The sequence below is a fragment of the Amycolatopsis tucumanensis genome (assembly GCF_021654135.1).
Lineage (GTDB): Bacteria > Actinomycetota > Actinomycetes > Mycobacteriales > Pseudonocardiaceae > Amycolatopsis_E > Amycolatopsis_E tucumanensis.
Map to the genome: position 1 here is coordinate 162,872 of NZ_JAKGSD010000003.1, position 16,067 is coordinate 178,938.

Below are 16,067 nucleotides of genomic sequence, written 5' to 3' on the forward strand. Positions count from 1 at the left end.
TTCGGCGACGCACTTCCACCGGGACAGCCCGGCTTCGCCGGCCAGGCGGCGTGGATCGAGGGTTCGTCGGCCACCGTCGCGTGGTCGAGCTTGGCGACAACCCCGTCCAGCGCGGGCAGCCAGGCGGTGAGGAGAGCGGCCGCGTAGCCGGGGCGGAAGACGCGGCGTCGAACTGGCGGGCACACGCGCTGCCGGCGCGGAAGGCCTCGATCAGCTCGCCCTCGACACCGTGGAGCGAGGACAACATCAGGAAGGAACCCATGGCGTACGTCGGCTCGTCCGCGTTTGCCAGCACCGCCGCGTGCTCGTCCGGCAGCGCTTAGCGGTCCGTGTCCGCGCGGGTCGAGCCTGCCGCCGAAGGCGGCCGCACCGTCGGCGATGACGCGCGGAGCGCCGTCACCTGGTAGTCGCGCCCGCCGCGGGGCAGCTCGCGCCCGGCGCGGGGAGGACGCCGTCGACCAGGTAGCGGTTGATGATCGCGTTCACGCACGGGTTCAGCCCGAACTGGCCGTGCACGCCGTCGGCGACGGTGACCAGCGGCTCGTGCAACGCGGCGGCCATCGCGACACCGTTGACGTACGGCGTGGTGGTGTCCCGCTGCCCCTGCACCACCAGGCCCGCCGGGTAACCGGCGCGGACCGGCTTCGGCAGGTATTGCGTGCGCGGGAACGAGCGGTAGGCGCACGGGCCGGGCGCGAGCTCACCCGCGACCGAAGCCGTCGCGCCGTAGGGCATGGCCTCGCGGTAGTAGCGCAGGTCCCGCTCGTACACCGCCAAGTCGGCCGGCCACCGCCAGTCGCAGATCACCGTGTCGTGGGCGTTGTCCACCACTTCGGCCGAGCCGGCCGTCGGGGACGAGGTGCGCACCGGGCCGGGGGAGTCCAGCGCGGCACGAATCGACCGGGCCAGCTCCGCCCACTCCCCGGGGTAGCGGGTCGCGTCCACGGGCACGAACTCGGAGCCCGTCTCGGCGCTGCTGTCCAGGTCCGCGACGGTGTGGTAGGCGCCGGCGGACCGGGTCTCCAGCACGGCCGCGAGCGCCTCGACGTTCTCCTCGACTTCGCGTGGTGTCGAGCCCAGCCGGAACTCGCTGTCCCGCGAGGCCGTCCACGCGGCCCAGTCGTCCAGATTGGACCGGCGCGCGGCCGCGGCGGCGTAGCCCTGGTCGTGCCACGGCGCGGTCGGGTGCAGGGCCGAGTCGAGCACGCTGCGGTCCAGGTGACCGGGGAAGAGCGTGCCGTACACCGCGCCGAGCGTGGTTCCGTAGGACACGCCGAGGTAGTTCAGCTTGGCTTCGCCGAGCGCCGCCCGCACGACGTCCATGTCCCGCGCCGTGTTCGGCGTGTTCATGTAGGGCCGCAGCGGGCCACTGATCTGCTGGCAACCCTGCTCGGTGCGCCGCGCGAAGTCGGCCATCTTCACGATGTCGGCGTCCGTGGGCCGGGTCGGCCGGTCCAGCGCCGGGAACGGCGGCTGCAGGCAGCGCAGCGGGGTCGATTCCCCGACACCACGGGGATCCATGCCGATGATGTCGTAGACCCGCGCGAGGTCCTGGTCCGCGTAGCTGAGCGGGAAGGCCAGCCCGGACAGGCCCGGCCCGCCCGGATTGGTCAGCAGCACCCCGCGGAGGTGCGCCGGATCGGTCGCCCGGTGCCGGCTGATCGCGATGCTGATGCGACGGCCGCCCGGATGCGCGTAGTCCAGCGGCACCGCGATGGTCGCGCACTCCAAGGGCAGGTCCGCGCACGGCGCCCACGCGACCGGCTGGGTCTCGACGGCACGCAGCGGATCGGCCTGCGCCGGAACGGCGGACACGGCCAGCACGGCGGTCAGGGCAAGGGTGACGAACCGGCGCATGGTCACGGCCGCCAATCCGGGTGCCCGGGCATCACGGGTGTCTTGGCGCCGTACAGCCACTCCGTCAGCAGCGGGGTGAGGTCCTGGCCGGCCACCCGGTTCGCCGTCGCGATGTAGTCCGCCGTCGTCGCCGAGCCGCCCCGGTGCTCCAGGTAGAACGCGCGCTCGATGCGCTCGAACGTCGGCTGGCCCACGGTCTCCTGCAGTGCGAACAACGTGAGCGCGCCGGGCAGGTCGGTGTCCAGCAGGATGCCGCCCGGGCTCGTCAGACGCGCCGGCGGGCCCGACTGGTCGCGGATGGACTGGTCCTGCTGGTACAGCTCACGCATCGTGTCGGCCAGGTTCCGGTAGCCCTGCGAGGCGCCGAAGACGTTCTGGTAGTACATCGCGTGGCCCTCGTTGAGCCACATGTCGTCCCACGACGCCGGGGACACCGCGTCGCCGAAGTACTGGTGCGCCAGCTCGTGCACCATGGTCTCCGACTGCAGCTCCGGCGGCAGCGCCAGTGCCGGCGCCGAGAACGTCGACAGGGTGGCCGTCTCCAGCGCCACGCCGTCGTACGGGCCGACCACGCCGAGCACGCCGTACTTCTCGAACGGGAACGGCAGGCCCAGCGTGTCCTCCAGCCACCGCACCTGCTCCGGCGTGCGCCGCGCGGCTTCGGTGATCCGCGGGAGGACGTTGGCGTCGGTGATCCCGTACTGCTCGGTCGCCTGCGGCGGGACGCGGAAGCCGCCCATCGTCGACGGGACGTGGCTGACGATCGGCAGCCCGTGCGGCCCGGTCTGCTCGATCGCGGTGAACTTGCCGACGGCGACCTGCACCACGTTCGTCGGGATGTCCGTCGCCGTGCCGTACACATAGGACGAACGGTCGTCGTGGGTGCTGAGCGAGCGCAGGGTGCCGTTGGCCGCGACCTGGCGGTCCCGCGGCACGGTGACGCGGAAGGTGAACCGGGCCTTGTCGCGTGGGATGTCGTTGCACGGGAAGAACAGGTGCGCCCGGTCCGGCTGGCCCATCAGGGCGAACCCGGAGTCGGTGCCGGCCCAGCTCTCCCAGGTGAAGGGGACGTCGGCGGGCCAGTCGTAGTAGGGCGGGACCGGCTTCTGCGCGCGGTCGGCGGTGTAGCCGACGCGGACCTCGAACGTCCGGCCCTCGCGCAGCGTCTTCGCCGGGGTGACCAGGAGCTTCTCGTGCGCCGGGTCGACGGTGAACGTGGCCGGGACGCCGTTCACGGTCACCGATTCGATCCGCTGCCCGACCGAGTCGAGGCTGAACGACGACAGGTTCTGCGTCGCGAGCGCCGTCATCACCACCGACGACCGCATGGTGGTGACGGCCGGGTCGTAGTCGAAGCTCACGTCGTAACCCGTGGCGTCGTAACCGCCGTTGCCCAGCGTCGGGATCAGCCGTTCCCCCGCACTGGTCGCCCCCGGCGTGCCGGTCGCGGCGTCCGCGGTGACCGGGCTGAGCGCCACCCCCACCAGCACCGCCGCCGCGGCCCACGTCCTGCCTCGCATGCTCGACTTCCCTTCCGCTTCCGGTGATCGCTGCCCATCAGACAACCAGGTGCGGCCCCGCCACATCGGCCGATCGGCCGGGCATCACCTGGCCGGGTGGCCGACGGCCCGTTCGGGCGCTGTGCGGTGCCCGTCCGGTCCTCCCACGGCCGCGGCACCCGGGAGGGGATACTGGACCCGCAGGTGCGTTTCCACCTCCGGGAGGTTCGGTGCTGACCAAGAAGGGCGCCGCCACGCGGCAGCGGATCATCGAGGCCGCCGCGGCGGAGATCCGCGAGCACGGCGTGGCCGCGGCGACGCTGGAGGACATCGGGCGGCGCAGCGGCACCGGCAAGAGCCAGATGTTCCACTACTTCCCGGACGGCAAGGACCAGCTGCTGCTGGCGGTGGCACAGTGGGAAGCCGGCCGCGTGCTGGAGGACCAGCAGCCCTACCTCGGGCAGCTCACCACGTGGGAGGCGTGGCACCGGTGGCGGGACGTGGTGGTCGAGCGCTACCGACGCCAAGGCGTCCACTGCCCGCTCGGCGTGCTGATCACCGAGGTCGGCCCGAAGACCCCCGGCGCGCAGGCCGTGACGCGGCAGTTGCTGGAGCAGTGGCAGCACGAGGTCCGCCAGGGCATCACCGCGATGCGCGACAGCGGCCGGATCAGCCGCGACATCGACTCGGACCGGGCCGCCGCCGCGCTGATCGCGGCCATCCAGGGCGGGGTGACGATCCTGATGTCCACCGGGTCCGCCGCGCACCTGGAGTCCGCTTTGGACCTGTGCCTGGATTACCTGCGCCTGCCGGTGTCCGCCTGAGCGCGGCGCGTCAGTCCGCCGGAACCCAGTTGCGGACGTCCGGCCGGTACCCGGCCGGCTTGTCCGCCACCTTCGTGCCCGGGTTGACGATCCACGACTGGTACTGCGGCGTGAACATCACGTACGGCTTGCCCGGCGGCACCGCGCTGGCCGCGTCAAGGTCGGCCCGCAGCTCCGCCGGGATCTCGAAGTCGAGCGCCGCCAGCGACGCGTCGAGCTGCGCCGCGCTGCTCGCCCCGACGATGGCCGACGCGATGCCGGGCTGCGTCGCCGCCCAGTTGAGCGCCACCTGAGCCATCGACACGCCCAGCTTCTCCGCCACGGTTTCCAGCGGCCCCAGCACGTTCCACTGCGCGTCCGTCCATTGCAGACCGGAGCCGCCCGCGCCGCTGAGCCTGCCCTCGCCGGCCAGGCCCTGGTCGGACCGGCGGTACTTGCCGGTCAGGAACCCGGACGCGAGCGGGCTCCACACCGTGACGCCCATCCCGAGTTCCTGCCCCGCGGGCACGTGCTCGGTCTCGATCGTCCGGTCGACGAGCGAGTACGGCAGCTGCAGGTTGATCAGCGGCACCAGCGAGTTCGCCTCGGCGAGCGACTGCGCGCGGGCGGCGTACCAGGCCGGCACGTCGGACAGGCCGGCGTACCGGATCTTGCCGGCCCGGGTCAGGTCGTCGAACGTGCGCAGCACCTCCTCGACCGGGGTGATGCGGTCCCAGGTGTGCAGCAGGTACAGGTCGAGGTAGTCGGTGCCGAGGCGGCGCAGCGAGGCCTCCACCGCCCGGATCATGTGCTTGCGCCCGTTGCCGCCCGCGTTCGGGTCGCCCGGGTCGACGCTGTTGGTGAACTTGCTGACGAGCACGAGCCGGTCGCGGGCCCCGGCTTCGGCGATGAGCCTGCCGAGGATCCGCTCGCTCTCGCCCGCGGTGTAGAAGTCGGCGGTGTCGACGAAGTTGCCGCCCGCCTCCAGGTAGCGCCGGAAGATCGGGCGGGCCTCCTCTTCGGTCTTGCCGTAGGGGGCGTGGAAACCGTCCTTGCCGAAGTTCATGGTTCCGAGCGACAGCCGGCTGACGCGCAGGCCCGACCGGCCGAGGAGGAAGTACTGATCCAGTGACATGAGCCCAGGATGGGGACGCAAAAATGGACCCGCAAGTACAGAACTGGGGCGTCAGCCGAGCCGGACGGGAAGCGTCTCCAGACCGCGCATGAGCAGGCTGAACCGCCGGGTCAGCTCGTCCGGGGCCGCGTCGAGGCGCAGGTCCGGGAAGCGGGTGACCAGCTTGCCGAGCGCGACCTGTCCTTCCAGCCGGGCCGGCAGCGCGCCCAGGCAGTGGTGGATGCCGCGCCCGAAGGCGACGTGCCCGGCGCGGCGGGTGAGGTCGAGCCGGTCCGGGTCGTCGAAGCGCGCCCCGTCCCAATCGGCATGCCCGGCCGAAACCTCCCGGCGTCGTGCAGCGAGTTCGTCGCGGTGGCGGTGAGCCGGCCGTTCTGGGGCGTTCACGTGTTCTTCCCGTTCGGCAAAGGAAAACCGGGCCGGAGAATCCCATGACCGCCGTCGGGGTTCTCCGGCCCGGTGGGTGTCTCGCCACAAGGGCTCGGTGGCGAGACGTGTCCGGCCTGGGGGGACCGTGCTCCGCCACGCTAGGGCGCCTGCGTTGACGAATGGTTGACGCGCCGTGGACGGGTCACAGTGCCAGGTCCCGCTTGGTCTGCTCGTAGCGCTCGGCCATCGCGGGGCGGGCCGGCCGCATCGCCGCGGGCAGGTGGTCGAGCACGGCCGCGGCGCCGGGCGCGGGGCGGGGGTCGCTCAGCAGGCCGAGCACCAGCTCGGGCGCCGACCGCGGTGGCAGGTCGGCGACGGCCCGGCGCAGTGTCTCGATCGTGTACGCCGGAATCCGCGGGAACACCTCCCACAGCGTGAGTTCCTCGTGGTCGAGGTGCGCGGTCAGCAGGTCCCGCGTCCGCGCCGCGGCCGGCTCGCCCAGCGCGGCGGCGATGCCCACCGCCGCGGCCAGGCGGTGCGGCGCGGGGAACATCAGGGCGTGTTCGAGGTCGTCGGTGGCCTGCACGAGCCTGCTCAGCTGCGCGTCCAGCGCCGTCCGGCTCGTCCGCAGCGAATTCAGCGCCACACCGGGGAACAGGTCGCGCAGCACCGGCCAAAACCGCACCTCCGCGTGGCGCCGGTGCCGCCGCAGGAACTCGTGCTGCCAGTGCGTGACACGCACGAGGGTTTCGACGTCGACCGGTTCGCCCGTGGCCAGCCGGGACATCGCGGCGGCGGTCAGCGCGGCCGCCCGCCGCAGAACGGTGTGCACGGCGAGCAGTTCGTCGTACATGCGGTTCTTCTCGGCAACGCGCCCGCTCGCTTCCACATCACCGAAACTAGCCACCTCCGGCGCGCGGCACGTGGTGGCGAAGCGCTGGTGCAGCAACACTCGCCCGATGGGGCAACGGATCAGCTGTCGCGCGCCAGCACCTCCTGCACGCCTTCGACGAGCGGTTCACACGTCGCCAGCGCCGTCGCGAGCCCCGCCGCGGGCGGCCCGCCGACGCCCTGGCCCAGCACCACCCCGAGGATCAACCCCGGCACCCCTGGCGCCCGCGCCGCCCACATCAACGCGCCCCCGGCCGCCGTGCTCGACCCGGTCTTCACCCCGACCACGCCGTGCTTGCCCAGCAACGTGTTCGTGTTCGCGTAGCGGCCCGGCACACCCCGCACCACGACGCTCGGCTGCGCGACGATCGCCCGGAACACCTCGTCCCGCATGACCTCCCGCAGCAACCGGAGCTGGTCGGCGGCCGTGCTCGTGGTCGAGTCCTCCACCCCGCTGGCGCCGGTGTAGGTGGTGTCCGCCATGCCCAGCTCGGCGGCGGCGCGGTTCATCTTCGCCACGAACGCCTGCTCGCTCCCGGCGTCCCAGCGGGCCAGCAGCCGCGCGATGTTGTTGCCGGACGGCACCAGCATCAGCGACAGCAGGTCCCGTTCGGACACTTCCGTGCCCGCGCCCACCCACACCGTCGACTCGCCGTCGTTGCCGGCTTCGGCCTCCGCCTGCCGGTCGACGACGATGTCCGGACCGCTGTCACCGGGCGCCAGCGGGTGGTCGCGCAACACCACGTAGGCGGTCATCACCTTGGCGACACTGGCGATCGGCACCGGCGTCTGCTCCCCGGACACCCCCAGGCTGCCCACGCCTTCGACCTCGACGGCGGCCTGGCCTTCCGCCGGCCACGCCACCCCGTCCCGCAGCTGGAACGCCGTCGACGGGTCGTCGTGCACCCGCAGCACGACGACGACTCCGGCCACCACCGCGACCACGGCCGCGACCACGGCCGCCGCCCACCACTTCCCGAGAACCCGCATGTGCCCACAGTGGACGCAGAAGGTGTCCGGACCGGCGGAACCGTGCATCAGCCACCGCGCGGCCGGGTATCAGTCCGGCATCACCGGAAACCGCACCGTCGCCAGCGCACCACCGCCGGGTGCGGCGCCGAAGTCCAGCGTCGCGCCGATCACCCGCGCCTGCCCCAGGGCGATCGTCAGGCCCAGCCCGTGGCCCCGGCCACGCGCGGCCGTCCCGGTGCGGAACCGTTGCGGCCCCTCGGCCAGTAGGGCGGCAGGGAAGCCGGGGCCGTGGTCGCGCACGCTCACCGCCGTGCCGGCGACCGTGACCTCCACCGGGGCGGCGCCGTGCCGGACCGCGTTCGTCACCAGGTTCGCGACGATCCGTTCCGCCCGCCGCGGATCCGTCCACACCACCCGCGTCGTGGCGACCTCGACGCGCGCGGTCAGCCCGCTGCGGGCGACGGTCTGCTCCACCAGTTCGCCCAGCGGCACCGCGGTCAGCTCGGCGCGCTCGGCCCCGGCGTCGAGGCGGGAGATCTCCAGCAGGTCCTCCACCAGCCCGCGCAGCACCCGCACGCGGTCGCGCACCAGGTCGGTCGCCTCGCCGTCGGGCAGCAGCTCGGCCGCGGTGACCAGACCGGTCAGCGGTGTGCGCAGCTCGTGCGCGACGTCGGCGGTGAACCGCTGCTCGCTGACCAGGCGGTTCTGCAGCGCGGCCGCCATCGTGTCGACCGCGGCCCCGATGTCGGCGACTTCGTCCCCGCCGCGGGCGTTGATGCGGGCGTCGAGGTCCCCGCCCGCGATGGTCCGGGCGGTGCCCGCGACGCGCCGCAGCCGCCGGTTGACCAGCTCGCTGAGCAGGGCGGCGGCCACGATCACCACGGCGACCGTCACCAGCGCGGTCTTCACCACGAACCGGTCCTGCGCCGCGACGTTGCGCACGTCGGTGCCCATGTCGACGCGGACGGCGAGCACGTCGCCGCGTGCGTCCCGAGCCGCCCACATCCACGGCACCGCGGGCCTGGTCGTGTCGTACCAGGTCACGGCCTCGTCCGGGGTGGCCAGCGCGAGCTCCCGCAGGTCAGGGGGCGCGTCCTCGGCATAGCCGGGCAGCTGCCCGGTGGCCAGGTAGGTGTCCGTGAGGGCCTGCAACGCGGTCACCGCACGCGAGCGGCCCGACGTCTCGGCCCGAGCCGTCGCGCTCTGGTGCACCAGCACGCCGAGCACGAGGGCGACCACGCTCGCCGCGGCGGCCGCCAGCCCGGCGATCTGCCACCGCAGCGACCGCCAGTTCAGCAGGGCTTTCAGCGCGGTCACGGGCGCATCTTGTAGCCGAAGCCGCGGACGGTCTCGATCCGCCCGGCCCCGATCTTGCGGCGTAGCCGCTGCACGGTGAGGTCGACGACCCGGCTGTCGCCGTCCCACCCGTAGTCCCAGACCTTGCGCAGCAGGGTGGGCCGGTCCAGCACCAGGCCGGCGTTCGCGGCGAACTCCAGCAGCAGCCGCAGCTCGGTCGCCGACAGCGCGACCGGCTCCCCGGCCACGGTGACCTCCAGCGCGCCGGTGTCGACGGTGAGGTCGCCGACCGTGAGCACCCCGGCCGGGCCGGGCGCCTCGTAGCCGGCCCGGCGCAGGACCGAGCGGATACGGGCGACCAGCACCGCGGTGTCGACCGGCTTGGTCACGTAGTCGTCGGCCCCGGCTTCCAAACCGGACACCACGTCGAGGGAGTCCCCGCGGGCGGACATCATCAGGATCGGCACCGTGCTGGTCTCGCGCAGCCGGCGGCACAGGCCGATGCCGTCCAGGCCCGGCAGCATGACGTCGAGCAGCACCAGCCCGGGTGATTCCCGGCGGAACACCTCCAGCCCGGTCAGCCCGTCCGCGGCGGTGGTCACCGCGTAGCCGTAGCGCGACAGCGCCAGCGTGAGCGCCCTGCGGATGACCTCGTCGTCCTCGACGAGCAGAACCGAGACCGGAGCAGACATCGCCGCCAAGTTACCCCACGACTGGCAGTGCCGCCGTCACCTCGCCGACCAGTTCAGCCAGTTCGGCGGGCCGGGACAGGAACGGGGAGTGGCCGCCGGGCAGGTGCCGCACCACGTCCGCCATGCCTTGAGCGATGGCCCGGTCGACGAACAGCCCGGGCAGGCTCAGGTCGTCGTCGCAGACGACCAGGGCCGACGGGATCGTCCGCCACGACGCCCGGGTCAGCTCCTCGGTGAACGCCTTCGCGCTCTGCGGGCGCAACAGTCCCACGGCCTTGCGGGTCCAGTCGTCCGGGACGTCGGGGTAGAGGGCCTGCTCCGGGTCGGGGCCCGGTGCGAAGTCCGCGTCCGCCGGGAACCACGGCCCGCCCAGCGGCGTGATCACGGACTCGCCCTCCGCCAGCATGTGCGCCGCGAGGTAGATGATCCGTTCGACGGCAGGGCCCGCGGCCTCGGTGGCCGGGACGCCGCCGTAGGAGTGCGCGAGCACGGTCACCGGGCCGTCGATCGCCGCCAGGTGGTCCCGCACCGCCCGCGCGTCGTCGCGCATCCCGGCCGCCGGGTCGCCCCACGTGCTCGGCAGGTCCACGGCGGACACCGCCCACCCGCGGCTCTCCAGCTCGGGCACGAACAGTTCCCAGCACCACGGGCCGTGCCAAGCCCCGTGCACGAGCACCAGGTTCCGTGTTCCGTCGGTCATGTCGTCCTTCTTTCTTCAAGGCAAATCCGGGCGGTCGCCGCGGCCACCGCGGCGAGACGGGCGTAGTCCACTGTGTCCGGACGGTCGGTGGCACGGTGGTAGTGGGCGTTGCGGAAGTTCGCGGTGTCGGTGACCATCAGCGACGGCACCGAGCGGTTCCAGAACGCAGCGTGGTCGCTGCGGCCGAGGTGGTTGAGAACCGGGACGAGCACCCCCAGTGCCACGCCGGCCGGGCCGTCCGGACGCGGGTCGCGCAGCAGCACCGACCGCAGCCCGTGTGCCGCGGCCGCGGTCTGCCAGGCCCGCGCGAGCGCGGCGGAGGAGCGCCGGTGGATCACGGCCGCGAAGTCACAGCGAAGGCCGCGGGAACGCACCTCGCCCGCCGCCGTGGGAAAGGCCAGCGCCATCCCGCCGGGCAGGCGCTGGCTGCCCGGCACGTCGGAGTAGTAGCCGACCGACTCCAGGCACACCACCGCCCGCACGCCGGTCAGCCGTCGCGCGGCGACCTTCGCGCCGATCAGCCCGAGTTCCTCCATGTCGGGGAAGACCAGCGTCACGGGCGCGTGCTCGTCGGCCGCGCGCACCAGCCGCGCGACCTCCAGCGCGGCGGCGACCCCGGAGGCGTTGTCGTCCGCGCCCGGACTGCCCTGCACGGTGTCCAGGTGCGCGGCGACGACCAGCGCCGGGCCGGTCGCGCCGGGCAGGCGCGCGATGAGGTTGGTCCCGCTCAGCCTGCGGTGCAGGCGCACCTTCAGCGGCATCGCGCGTGCGCCCGGCCGGTCGCTGACCCCGAACCGCCAGCGCACCGTGAACGGGTCGCGGCGCACGGACCAGCCGGCGGCACGCAGCTCGTCCTCGACGTAGCGGCGGGCGCGGTCCATCGCGGCGGGCGCGTGGACGGAACCACGCGGCTCCGTGGCCAGCGCCGCCACGTCGGCGGTCAGCCGCGCGACGCTCACGTCCAGTTTCACCTCGCCAGCCTGACCGGCCGCCGCCGACGTCCGGTCGACGTGCCGCGTATACGCCATGTACACGGCGCGGGCGTACCGTCGTGGTGTCGAAACCCCGGGGGAGCGGCTGTGCGGCAGGTCACGTGGTCCACTTCGGACGTCGAGCCGCGCGAAGCCACCGGGTACTGGCGCGACCTCGTGTGCGCCACCTTCGTCCGGGTCCGCGTCGACCCGCTGGCCGACGAGGGGTTCACCGGCACCGTCAGCCACACCGACCTCGGCGGGATCGGCGTGTCCCGGCTGGCCGCCCAGCCGCAGAGCGTGCGCCGGGACCGCGCGCTCATCGCGGGCGAGGACGACGGGTACCTGCTCGCCAACATCCAGCTCACCGGGCGCGGCCTGGTGACCCAGCACGGCCGCGCCGCCGTGCTGGACCCGGGCTCGCTGCTGTTCGTCGACAGCACCGAGCCCTACGCGATGGAGTTCACCGGCGCCTTCACGCAGCTGGTGATCCGCATCCCGCAGGCCCAGCTGGCCCGGCGCGACCTGCGCGCGTCCACCGCGGTGGCGCTGCCGGGGGAGGGGCCGGCCGGGGTCGTGACGACGTTCCTCTCCGGGCTCGGCGACCTCGCCGCGCCCGAGGCGCGCGACCTCGTGCCGCATGCGCTGGGCCTGGTCGGCACCGCGCTCGGCTGGGCCGCGGGGTCCGATTTGGACGGCAACGCGGAGTTCGTTCGGGAACGGATCCAGCGATTCCTGCGGCTGCACGCCGGCGATCCCGGGCTCGACGCCGAGACGGTGGCGGCGGCGTGCGGGGTCTCCCGGCGCACCCTGTTCCGCGCGCTGGCGGGCAGCGAGTCGTTCGGCGCGCAGCTGCGCCGGCTCCGCGTCACCCGCGCCCAGGAGCTGTTGCGCGCCAAGCCGTCCTGGCCGCTCGACGTCGTGGCGGGCGCGTCCGGGTTCGCCGGCGCGGCCCAGCTGCACCGCGCGTTCAAGGCGCTGACCGGAGTCACCCCGGGCGAGTACCGCCGTGGCATGCGACGTCACGGAACCGGGCACTGATCGTCAGCCCGCCCCGGCCGCCACCGCCCACACTGGACCCATGTCCGAGAACCCTTCCCCCAGCGCGCGCCTGCTGATCGGCGCCAGCGGTTCCGCCGCCGTCGCCCTGCTGCCGATGTACATCTCCGCGTTGCGCGGCTCGTTTCCCGGGAGCGTCACGGTCCTGATGACCCACACCGCCGCGGAGTTCATCCCGGCGTCGACGATCGCGTTGTTCGCCGACAAGGTCGTCACCGCGGGCGACCGGACGACGTGGGCGCGGGACAACCACCAGACCCTCGCGGCCGGCCACGACCTGATGGTGGTGCTGCCGGCGACCGCCAACGTGCTGTCCGCCGCCGCGACGGGCGCCGCGCCCAGCCTCCTGACCGCGGCGATCACCGCCGCCACCGCGCCCGTCGTGTTCTTCCCCGCGATGTCCGCGGAAATGTGGGCAAACCGGGCAGTGCAGCGGAATGTGGGACAGTTGCGACAGGACGGACACGTCGTCGTCGACCCGGTCCCGGCGCCCCGCTACGACGTCGCCGCCGGCGCGTTCGTGGAAAGCCCCGCGCCGCCACCGCCGCCGCGGTTCGCCGAGATCGTGCGGGACCGGTTGTCCGTTCACATGCCGTCAACAGAACGCGTCTAATGTCGGCATGGTGACGACCATCAACCCGACCGAGCCCGTCGCGCTGATCGGCGCGGGCGCGCTCGGCACGTTCCTGGGCCACCACCTGGCCCGCGCGGGACACCCCGTGATCGTCTGCGGACGGTCCGAAGTGGACCGCCTCGTGGTGACCGACGAGACCGGCAGCCGCGAGGAGCCGGTGAAGTGGGTGGCCACGCCCGGCGACCTGCCCCCAGTGCGCTGGGCCGTGCTGGCCGTGAAGATCGGGGCCACGCCCTCGGCCGCGGACTGGCTCGCGAAACTGCCCGCCGACGGCGGCGTCCTCGTCGCGCAGAACGGCATCGACCAGCGGGAGCGGGTGGGCCCGCTGACCGCCGCGACGGTGGTCCCCGCGCTGGCGTGGCTCAACTGCGAGCTCGTCGGGCCGGGCCACACCCGCAGCCGGACCACCGGACGCGGGATCGTGGTGCCCGACGACGGCGGCGGCCGCGCGGTGGCCCGGCTCTACGACGGTTCCGGTCTCATCGTCGAGACCAGCCCCGACCTCCGGCTCGCGTCGTGGGAGAAGCTGATCATCAACGTGGTGACCAACTCGCTCACCGCGCTGACCGGGCGGCGCATGGAGATGCTGGGCGACCCGGCGCTGCGTGCCATCGCGATGGACCTGGCGGCCGAGACCGCCGCGGTCGCCAGGGCGGCCGGGGTGGGCCTGACGGGCGCGCGGGCCAGGGAGATCGTCGAGTGGATCAGCGGGATGGACCCCGGCATGACCACCTCGATGCTGCAGGACCGCCAGGCCGGACGCCCGCTGGAGCACGACGGCCTGCTCGGCCCGGTCGTGACCCTGGCCGGTGAGTATCGGGTGCCGGCGCCGGTGACCACCACGGTCCTGCGCCTGTTGCGTGGCCTGCCGAGCTGAAGTGTGGGGAGCGCGATGCTCCCCTCGCGCGATCTGCCGCACTGAGAACGCGAAAACGCCGTCCGCACCGGAGAAACCCGGCGCAGACGGCGTTCTTCACGCGACTGTTCAGAACCTCGTGCAGCGGTAGCTCGACGCGAGCGCCGGGTCACCGTAGCCCTGGTAGCGCGACACCTGCGGCAACGGGCACAGGTCCCGCGACGCCGAACCGTCCAGCGTGGTCGCGGCCAGCGTGGCCGGGGCCTTGCCGTGCTCGACCCAGTCGACCAGCGCGCCGAGCGCGTTCACCGGCTGCGCGCCCGCGCCACCACCGCAGTGCTGCACACCCGGGGCGAGGAACAGGCGGTAGAAGTCGTTCACCTTCTCCGCGCCGCCCATCCGCTGCTCGACCTGCGAGCGGTAGGCGAGCGTGCCGCCCGGCGGGATCAGCTGGTCAGCGGTCCCGACGAACGTGATCAGCTTGCCACCCGAGCGGCGGAAGTCCGACAGGTCCGGGTCGGAAGTGCCGATGACCCGGTCGTACTCCCGCACCGACTGCCGGAACAGGTTGCGGTACTGGGCGTAGGTCAGCTTCGACGTGTCGAAGCCCGGCTGCTTCTCCAGGAAGGCCTGCACCCACTGCACGGCCACCGGGAACCCGGGCGCGGTCAGCTGCCCGCCGGGACCGGGCGCGGTGCCCGCCAGCCACGTGTAGTCCGCGCCCTTGGGCAGCCCGGACCACAACGACCGTCCGCGTTCGTCGGTCGGGCCGTTCCAGATCTTGCGCATGACGTCCGCGTCGGCGGTGGTCACGGTGACCTCCTGGCCGTCGCAGAGCACCTTCTTGCCGACGAGCGAGCGCGGGTCGTAGCTGCACTCGTCCGGCCGGTCGATGATGCCGTTGGTGACCCCGTCGCGGGGATCGCACGCCTGGATCGCGGCCTGCTGGAACGCGCCGAGCACGCAGTTGCTGACGAAGTGGTGGTCGTTGTTCATCACGGTCTGCGGCCACAGGGTCGCCACCGCGAACTGCGTCCAGTTCACCGCGGGCGCGTTGGCGAGGATGCCGTCGAAGTCGTTCGCGTACTTCTGGGCCTCTTCGTAGCCCTGACGGCCACCGGTCGAGCAGCCGTTCCAGTACGCGTACGACACGCCGCGCTGGTAGTGCTCGCGCACGACGTCCTTGCCGATCAGGGCCGACTCGTGCACCGAGCGGGACGCGAAGTCGGTCAGCAGGGCCTGGTCGACCGTGCCGTCCGCGGTGACCACCCAGCTGGTGTCGAGCTCGCTGCGCACCCCGGCGTCGGTGGTCACGCCCGCGTAGCCGTCCTTCACGGCCTGCACCAGCGGCGGGCCGAAGTTGCCCGCGGCGTAGGCGCTGCCGCCGACGCCCTGCAGGCGGCCGGTCCAGCCGGTCTCCGGCAGCGCGACCGCGATCTTGACGTGGTCGCTGCCGGTGTGGGTGACCGTCACGGTGATCTGGCAGTACGCCGGCACCCCGGTGATCTCGGCGGCCGGGGCCAGCGGGGTGGCGGGGAACGAGACGGTCCCGCCGTCGTGGTGTTCCGCCTGCACCGACTCGATCTTCGCGCCCTCCGGCGCGGTGACCGGCACCGCCGTGCACGCCGGGGTGGCGGCCTGCGCGGGCGCGAGCTGGGTCGACGCGCTCGCGGCGAGGGGGATCAGCGCGGCCAGCGGCATGGCCGCCGCCAGTAGCCCGGTCAGGCGTCTGGCTCTTCGTTTTTCTGGCATTTCTGGCACCTTCCTTCCGGGCCCGACCCTAGGAACCGGAAGTTGACGATCGATGGACGTTCCGCGGACGGAGGTCACTCGAAGGAACAGCCGGGGTTGGGCATGTCGACGGCGAGCGGCTGACCGGCGGGGCTCTGGTAGAGCACGTCGAGCACGACCGGCGTGCTGCCCAGGTTGCGTCCGATGTGGACGTATCCGGGTCCGCTCTCCTCGGAGACGATCTGCCCTGCGTGGTAGACGCCGTCGCCGGCGCAGCTGGAGTCGTTGTGGCTCAGCACACCCTGCTTGACATAACCGGTGACCTGGCCGGGGTGGTAGTGCCAGCCGGTGCTGCCGCCCGGCGCGAGGGTGATCTCCTTCAGCACGTAGTCGGTGTTCCCGATGACGTGGTCGAAGATCGTGACGGCCGAGACGCCTTGGCCGGGGGTGGCGTCGGCCGTGCCGGGCAGGACGGTCAGCGCCAGTCCGGCGGCTGCGGTCACGACGAGTGCGGTTTTCTTGATCATGCGGCCGAAGTTAGGGCGGCGCTGTGAACAGCGGCTGTACGCGGTGTCGACGTGCGTCGATCACGCGTACACACCGCG

At 73.0% G+C, this 16,067-nt stretch carries 15 protein-coding genes and 1 pseudogene; 4 read left to right on the forward strand and 12 right to left on the reverse strand.

The window, feature by feature from the left end; translation table 11 throughout:
• Nucleotides 1-396 precede the first annotated feature (396 nt).
• On the reverse strand, nucleotides 397-1,857 hold the full coding sequence (locus L2C96_RS05925) for an alpha/beta fold hydrolase (RefSeq protein WP_237335521.1): 1,461 nt from the start codon (nucleotides 1,855-1,857) through the stop codon (nucleotides 397-399).
• Nucleotides 1,858-1,859: 2 nt separating this feature from the next.
• Nucleotides 1,860-3,377 (reverse strand): M1 family metallopeptidase, encoded by a 1,518-nt coding sequence (locus L2C96_RS05930; protein WP_237335459.1) that lies wholly within the window; start codon nucleotides 3,375-3,377, stop codon nucleotides 1,860-1,862.
• Nucleotides 3,378-3,586: 209 nt separating this feature from the next.
• Here L2C96_RS05930 and L2C96_RS05935 point away from each other — a divergent pair, with 209 nt between their 5' ends.
• Complete coding sequence (locus L2C96_RS05935; RefSeq protein ID WP_237335460.1) at nucleotides 3,587-4,180, forward strand: TetR/AcrR family transcriptional regulator; 594 nt, start codon at nucleotides 3,587-3,589, stop codon at nucleotides 4,178-4,180.
• A 10-nt stretch (nucleotides 4,181-4,190) separates the two neighbouring features.
• On the opposite strand, the gene L2C96_RS05940 is transcribed toward L2C96_RS05935, so the two are convergent.
• The 8 genes and pseudogenes from L2C96_RS05940 to L2C96_RS05975 form a co-directional block, all read right to left on the reverse strand.
• Nucleotides 4,191-5,294 carry an aldo/keto reductase gene (locus L2C96_RS05940; RefSeq protein ID WP_237335461.1) on the reverse strand — a complete coding sequence of 368 codons (1,104 nt, stop codon included), beginning with the start codon at nucleotides 5,292-5,294 and terminating at the stop codon, nucleotides 4,191-4,193.
• Nucleotides 5,295-5,345: 51 nt separating this feature from the next.
• Nucleotides 5,346-5,615, reverse strand: a pseudogene (locus L2C96_RS05945) (cytochrome P450); the annotation flags it as partial.
• Between the two features lie 247 nt (nucleotides 5,616-5,862).
• Entirely contained in the window at nucleotides 5,863-6,513 is a 651-nt protein-coding gene (locus L2C96_RS05950) for a hypothetical protein (RefSeq protein WP_237335462.1), read from the reverse strand.
• Nucleotides 6,514-6,632: 119 nt separating this feature from the next.
• A complete protein-coding gene (locus L2C96_RS05955; protein WP_237335463.1) occupies nucleotides 6,633-7,541 on the reverse strand; it encodes a D-alanyl-D-alanine carboxypeptidase family protein in 909 nt (302 codons plus the stop codon).
• Nucleotides 7,542-7,610: 69 nt separating this feature from the next.
• Nucleotides 7,611-8,840: an ATP-binding protein gene (locus L2C96_RS05960; protein WP_237335464.1), complete on the reverse strand. Its 1,230-nt coding sequence runs from the start codon at nucleotides 8,838-8,840 to the stop codon at nucleotides 7,611-7,613.
• Nucleotides 8,837-9,511, reverse strand: a complete 675-nt coding sequence (cseB, locus tag L2C96_RS05965) for a two-component system response regulator CseB (RefSeq protein WP_237335465.1) — start codon at nucleotides 9,509-9,511, stop codon at nucleotides 8,837-8,839. The genes L2C96_RS05960 and cseB overlap by 4 nt, the downstream gene beginning before the upstream one ends.
• Nucleotides 9,512-9,521: 10 nt before the next feature.
• Nucleotides 9,522-10,211, reverse strand: coding sequence for an alpha/beta hydrolase (locus L2C96_RS05970; protein WP_237335466.1), 690 nt, complete (start codon nucleotides 10,209-10,211; stop codon nucleotides 9,522-9,524).
• Nucleotides 10,208-11,239 (reverse strand): M28 family peptidase, encoded by a 1,032-nt coding sequence (locus L2C96_RS05975; RefSeq protein WP_237335522.1) that lies wholly within the window; start codon nucleotides 11,237-11,239, stop codon nucleotides 10,208-10,210. The genes L2C96_RS05970 and L2C96_RS05975 overlap by 4 nt, the downstream gene beginning before the upstream one ends.
• A 51-nt stretch (nucleotides 11,240-11,290) precedes the next feature.
• On the opposite strand from L2C96_RS05975, the gene L2C96_RS05980 reads away from it, so the two are divergent.
• Genes L2C96_RS05980 through L2C96_RS05990 form a run of 3 tightly spaced genes read left to right on the forward strand, consistent with a single transcriptional unit; the run spans nucleotide 11,291 to nucleotide 13,752 of the window.
• Complete coding sequence (locus L2C96_RS05980) at nucleotides 11,291-12,223, forward strand: AraC family transcriptional regulator (protein ID WP_237335467.1); 933 nt, start codon at nucleotides 11,291-11,293, stop codon at nucleotides 12,221-12,223.
• Between the two features lie 40 nt (nucleotides 12,224-12,263).
• On the forward strand, nucleotides 12,264-12,854 hold the full coding sequence (locus L2C96_RS05985) for a flavoprotein (protein ID WP_237335468.1): 591 nt from the start codon (nucleotides 12,264-12,266) through the stop codon (nucleotides 12,852-12,854).
• A 7-nt stretch (nucleotides 12,855-12,861) separates the two neighbouring features.
• Nucleotides 12,862-13,752, forward strand: a complete 891-nt coding sequence (locus L2C96_RS05990; RefSeq protein WP_237335469.1) for a ketopantoate reductase family protein — start codon at nucleotides 12,862-12,864, stop codon at nucleotides 13,750-13,752.
• Nucleotides 13,753-13,860: 108 nt separating this feature from the next.
• Here L2C96_RS05990 and L2C96_RS05995 read toward each other — a convergent pair whose 3' ends face one another.
• Both L2C96_RS05995 and L2C96_RS06000 read right to left on the reverse strand, forming a co-directional pair.
• Nucleotides 13,861-15,483: a tannase/feruloyl esterase family alpha/beta hydrolase gene (locus L2C96_RS05995; RefSeq protein ID WP_237335470.1), complete on the reverse strand. Its 1,623-nt coding sequence runs from the start codon at nucleotides 15,481-15,483 to the stop codon at nucleotides 13,861-13,863.
• A 74-nt stretch (nucleotides 15,484-15,557) separates the two neighbouring features.
• The gene (locus L2C96_RS06000; RefSeq protein ID WP_237335471.1) at nucleotides 15,558-15,989 is read right to left on the reverse strand and encodes a cupin domain-containing protein; all 432 of its coding nucleotides are present in this window, start codon (nucleotides 15,987-15,989) and stop codon (nucleotides 15,558-15,560) included.
• Nucleotides 15,990-16,067 lie beyond the last annotated feature (78 nt).

Excerpts from the sequence above, each read along its gene's own strand:
- L2C96_RS05955 (WP_237335463.1), bottom strand. The coding sequence starts at position 7,541 with ATGCGGGTTCTCGGGAAGTGGTGGGCGGCGGCCGTGGTCGCGGCCGTG.
- L2C96_RS05985 (WP_237335468.1), top strand. The coding sequence starts at position 12,264 with ATGTCCGAGAACCCTTCCCCCAGCGCGCGCCTGCTGATCGGCGCCAGC.
- L2C96_RS05970 (WP_237335466.1), bottom strand. The coding sequence starts at position 10,211 with ATGACCGACGGAACACGGAACCTGGTGCTCGTGCACGGGGCTTGGCAC.
- cseB (WP_237335465.1), bottom strand. The coding sequence starts at position 9,511 with ATGTCTGCTCCGGTCTCGGTTCTGCTCGTCGAGGACGACGAGGTCATC.
- L2C96_RS06000 (WP_237335471.1), bottom strand. The coding sequence starts at position 15,989 with ATGATCAAGAAAACCGCACTCGTCGTGACCGCAGCCGCCGGACTGGCG.
- L2C96_RS05930 (WP_237335459.1), bottom strand. The coding sequence starts at position 3,377 with ATGCGAGGCAGGACGTGGGCCGCGGCGGCGGTGCTGGTGGGGGTGGCG.
- L2C96_RS05990 (WP_237335469.1), top strand. The coding sequence starts at position 12,862 with ATGGTGACGACCATCAACCCGACCGAGCCCGTCGCGCTGATCGGCGCG.
- L2C96_RS05925 (WP_237335521.1), bottom strand. The coding sequence starts at position 1,857 with ATGCGCCGGTTCGTCACCCTTGCCCTGACCGCCGTGCTGGCCGTGTCC.
- L2C96_RS05995 (WP_237335470.1), bottom strand. The coding sequence starts at position 15,483 with ATGCCAGAAAAACGAAGAGCCAGACGCCTGACCGGGCTACTGGCGGCG.
- L2C96_RS05975 (WP_237335522.1), bottom strand. The coding sequence starts at position 11,239 with ATGGCGTATACGCGGCACGTCGACCGGACGTCGGCGGCGGCCGGTCAG.
- L2C96_RS05950 (WP_237335462.1), bottom strand. The coding sequence starts at position 6,513 with ATGTACGACGAACTGCTCGCCGTGCACACCGTTCTGCGGCGGGCGGCC.
- L2C96_RS05940 (WP_237335461.1), bottom strand. The coding sequence starts at position 5,294 with ATGTCACTGGATCAGTACTTCCTCCTCGGCCGGTCGGGCCTGCGCGTC.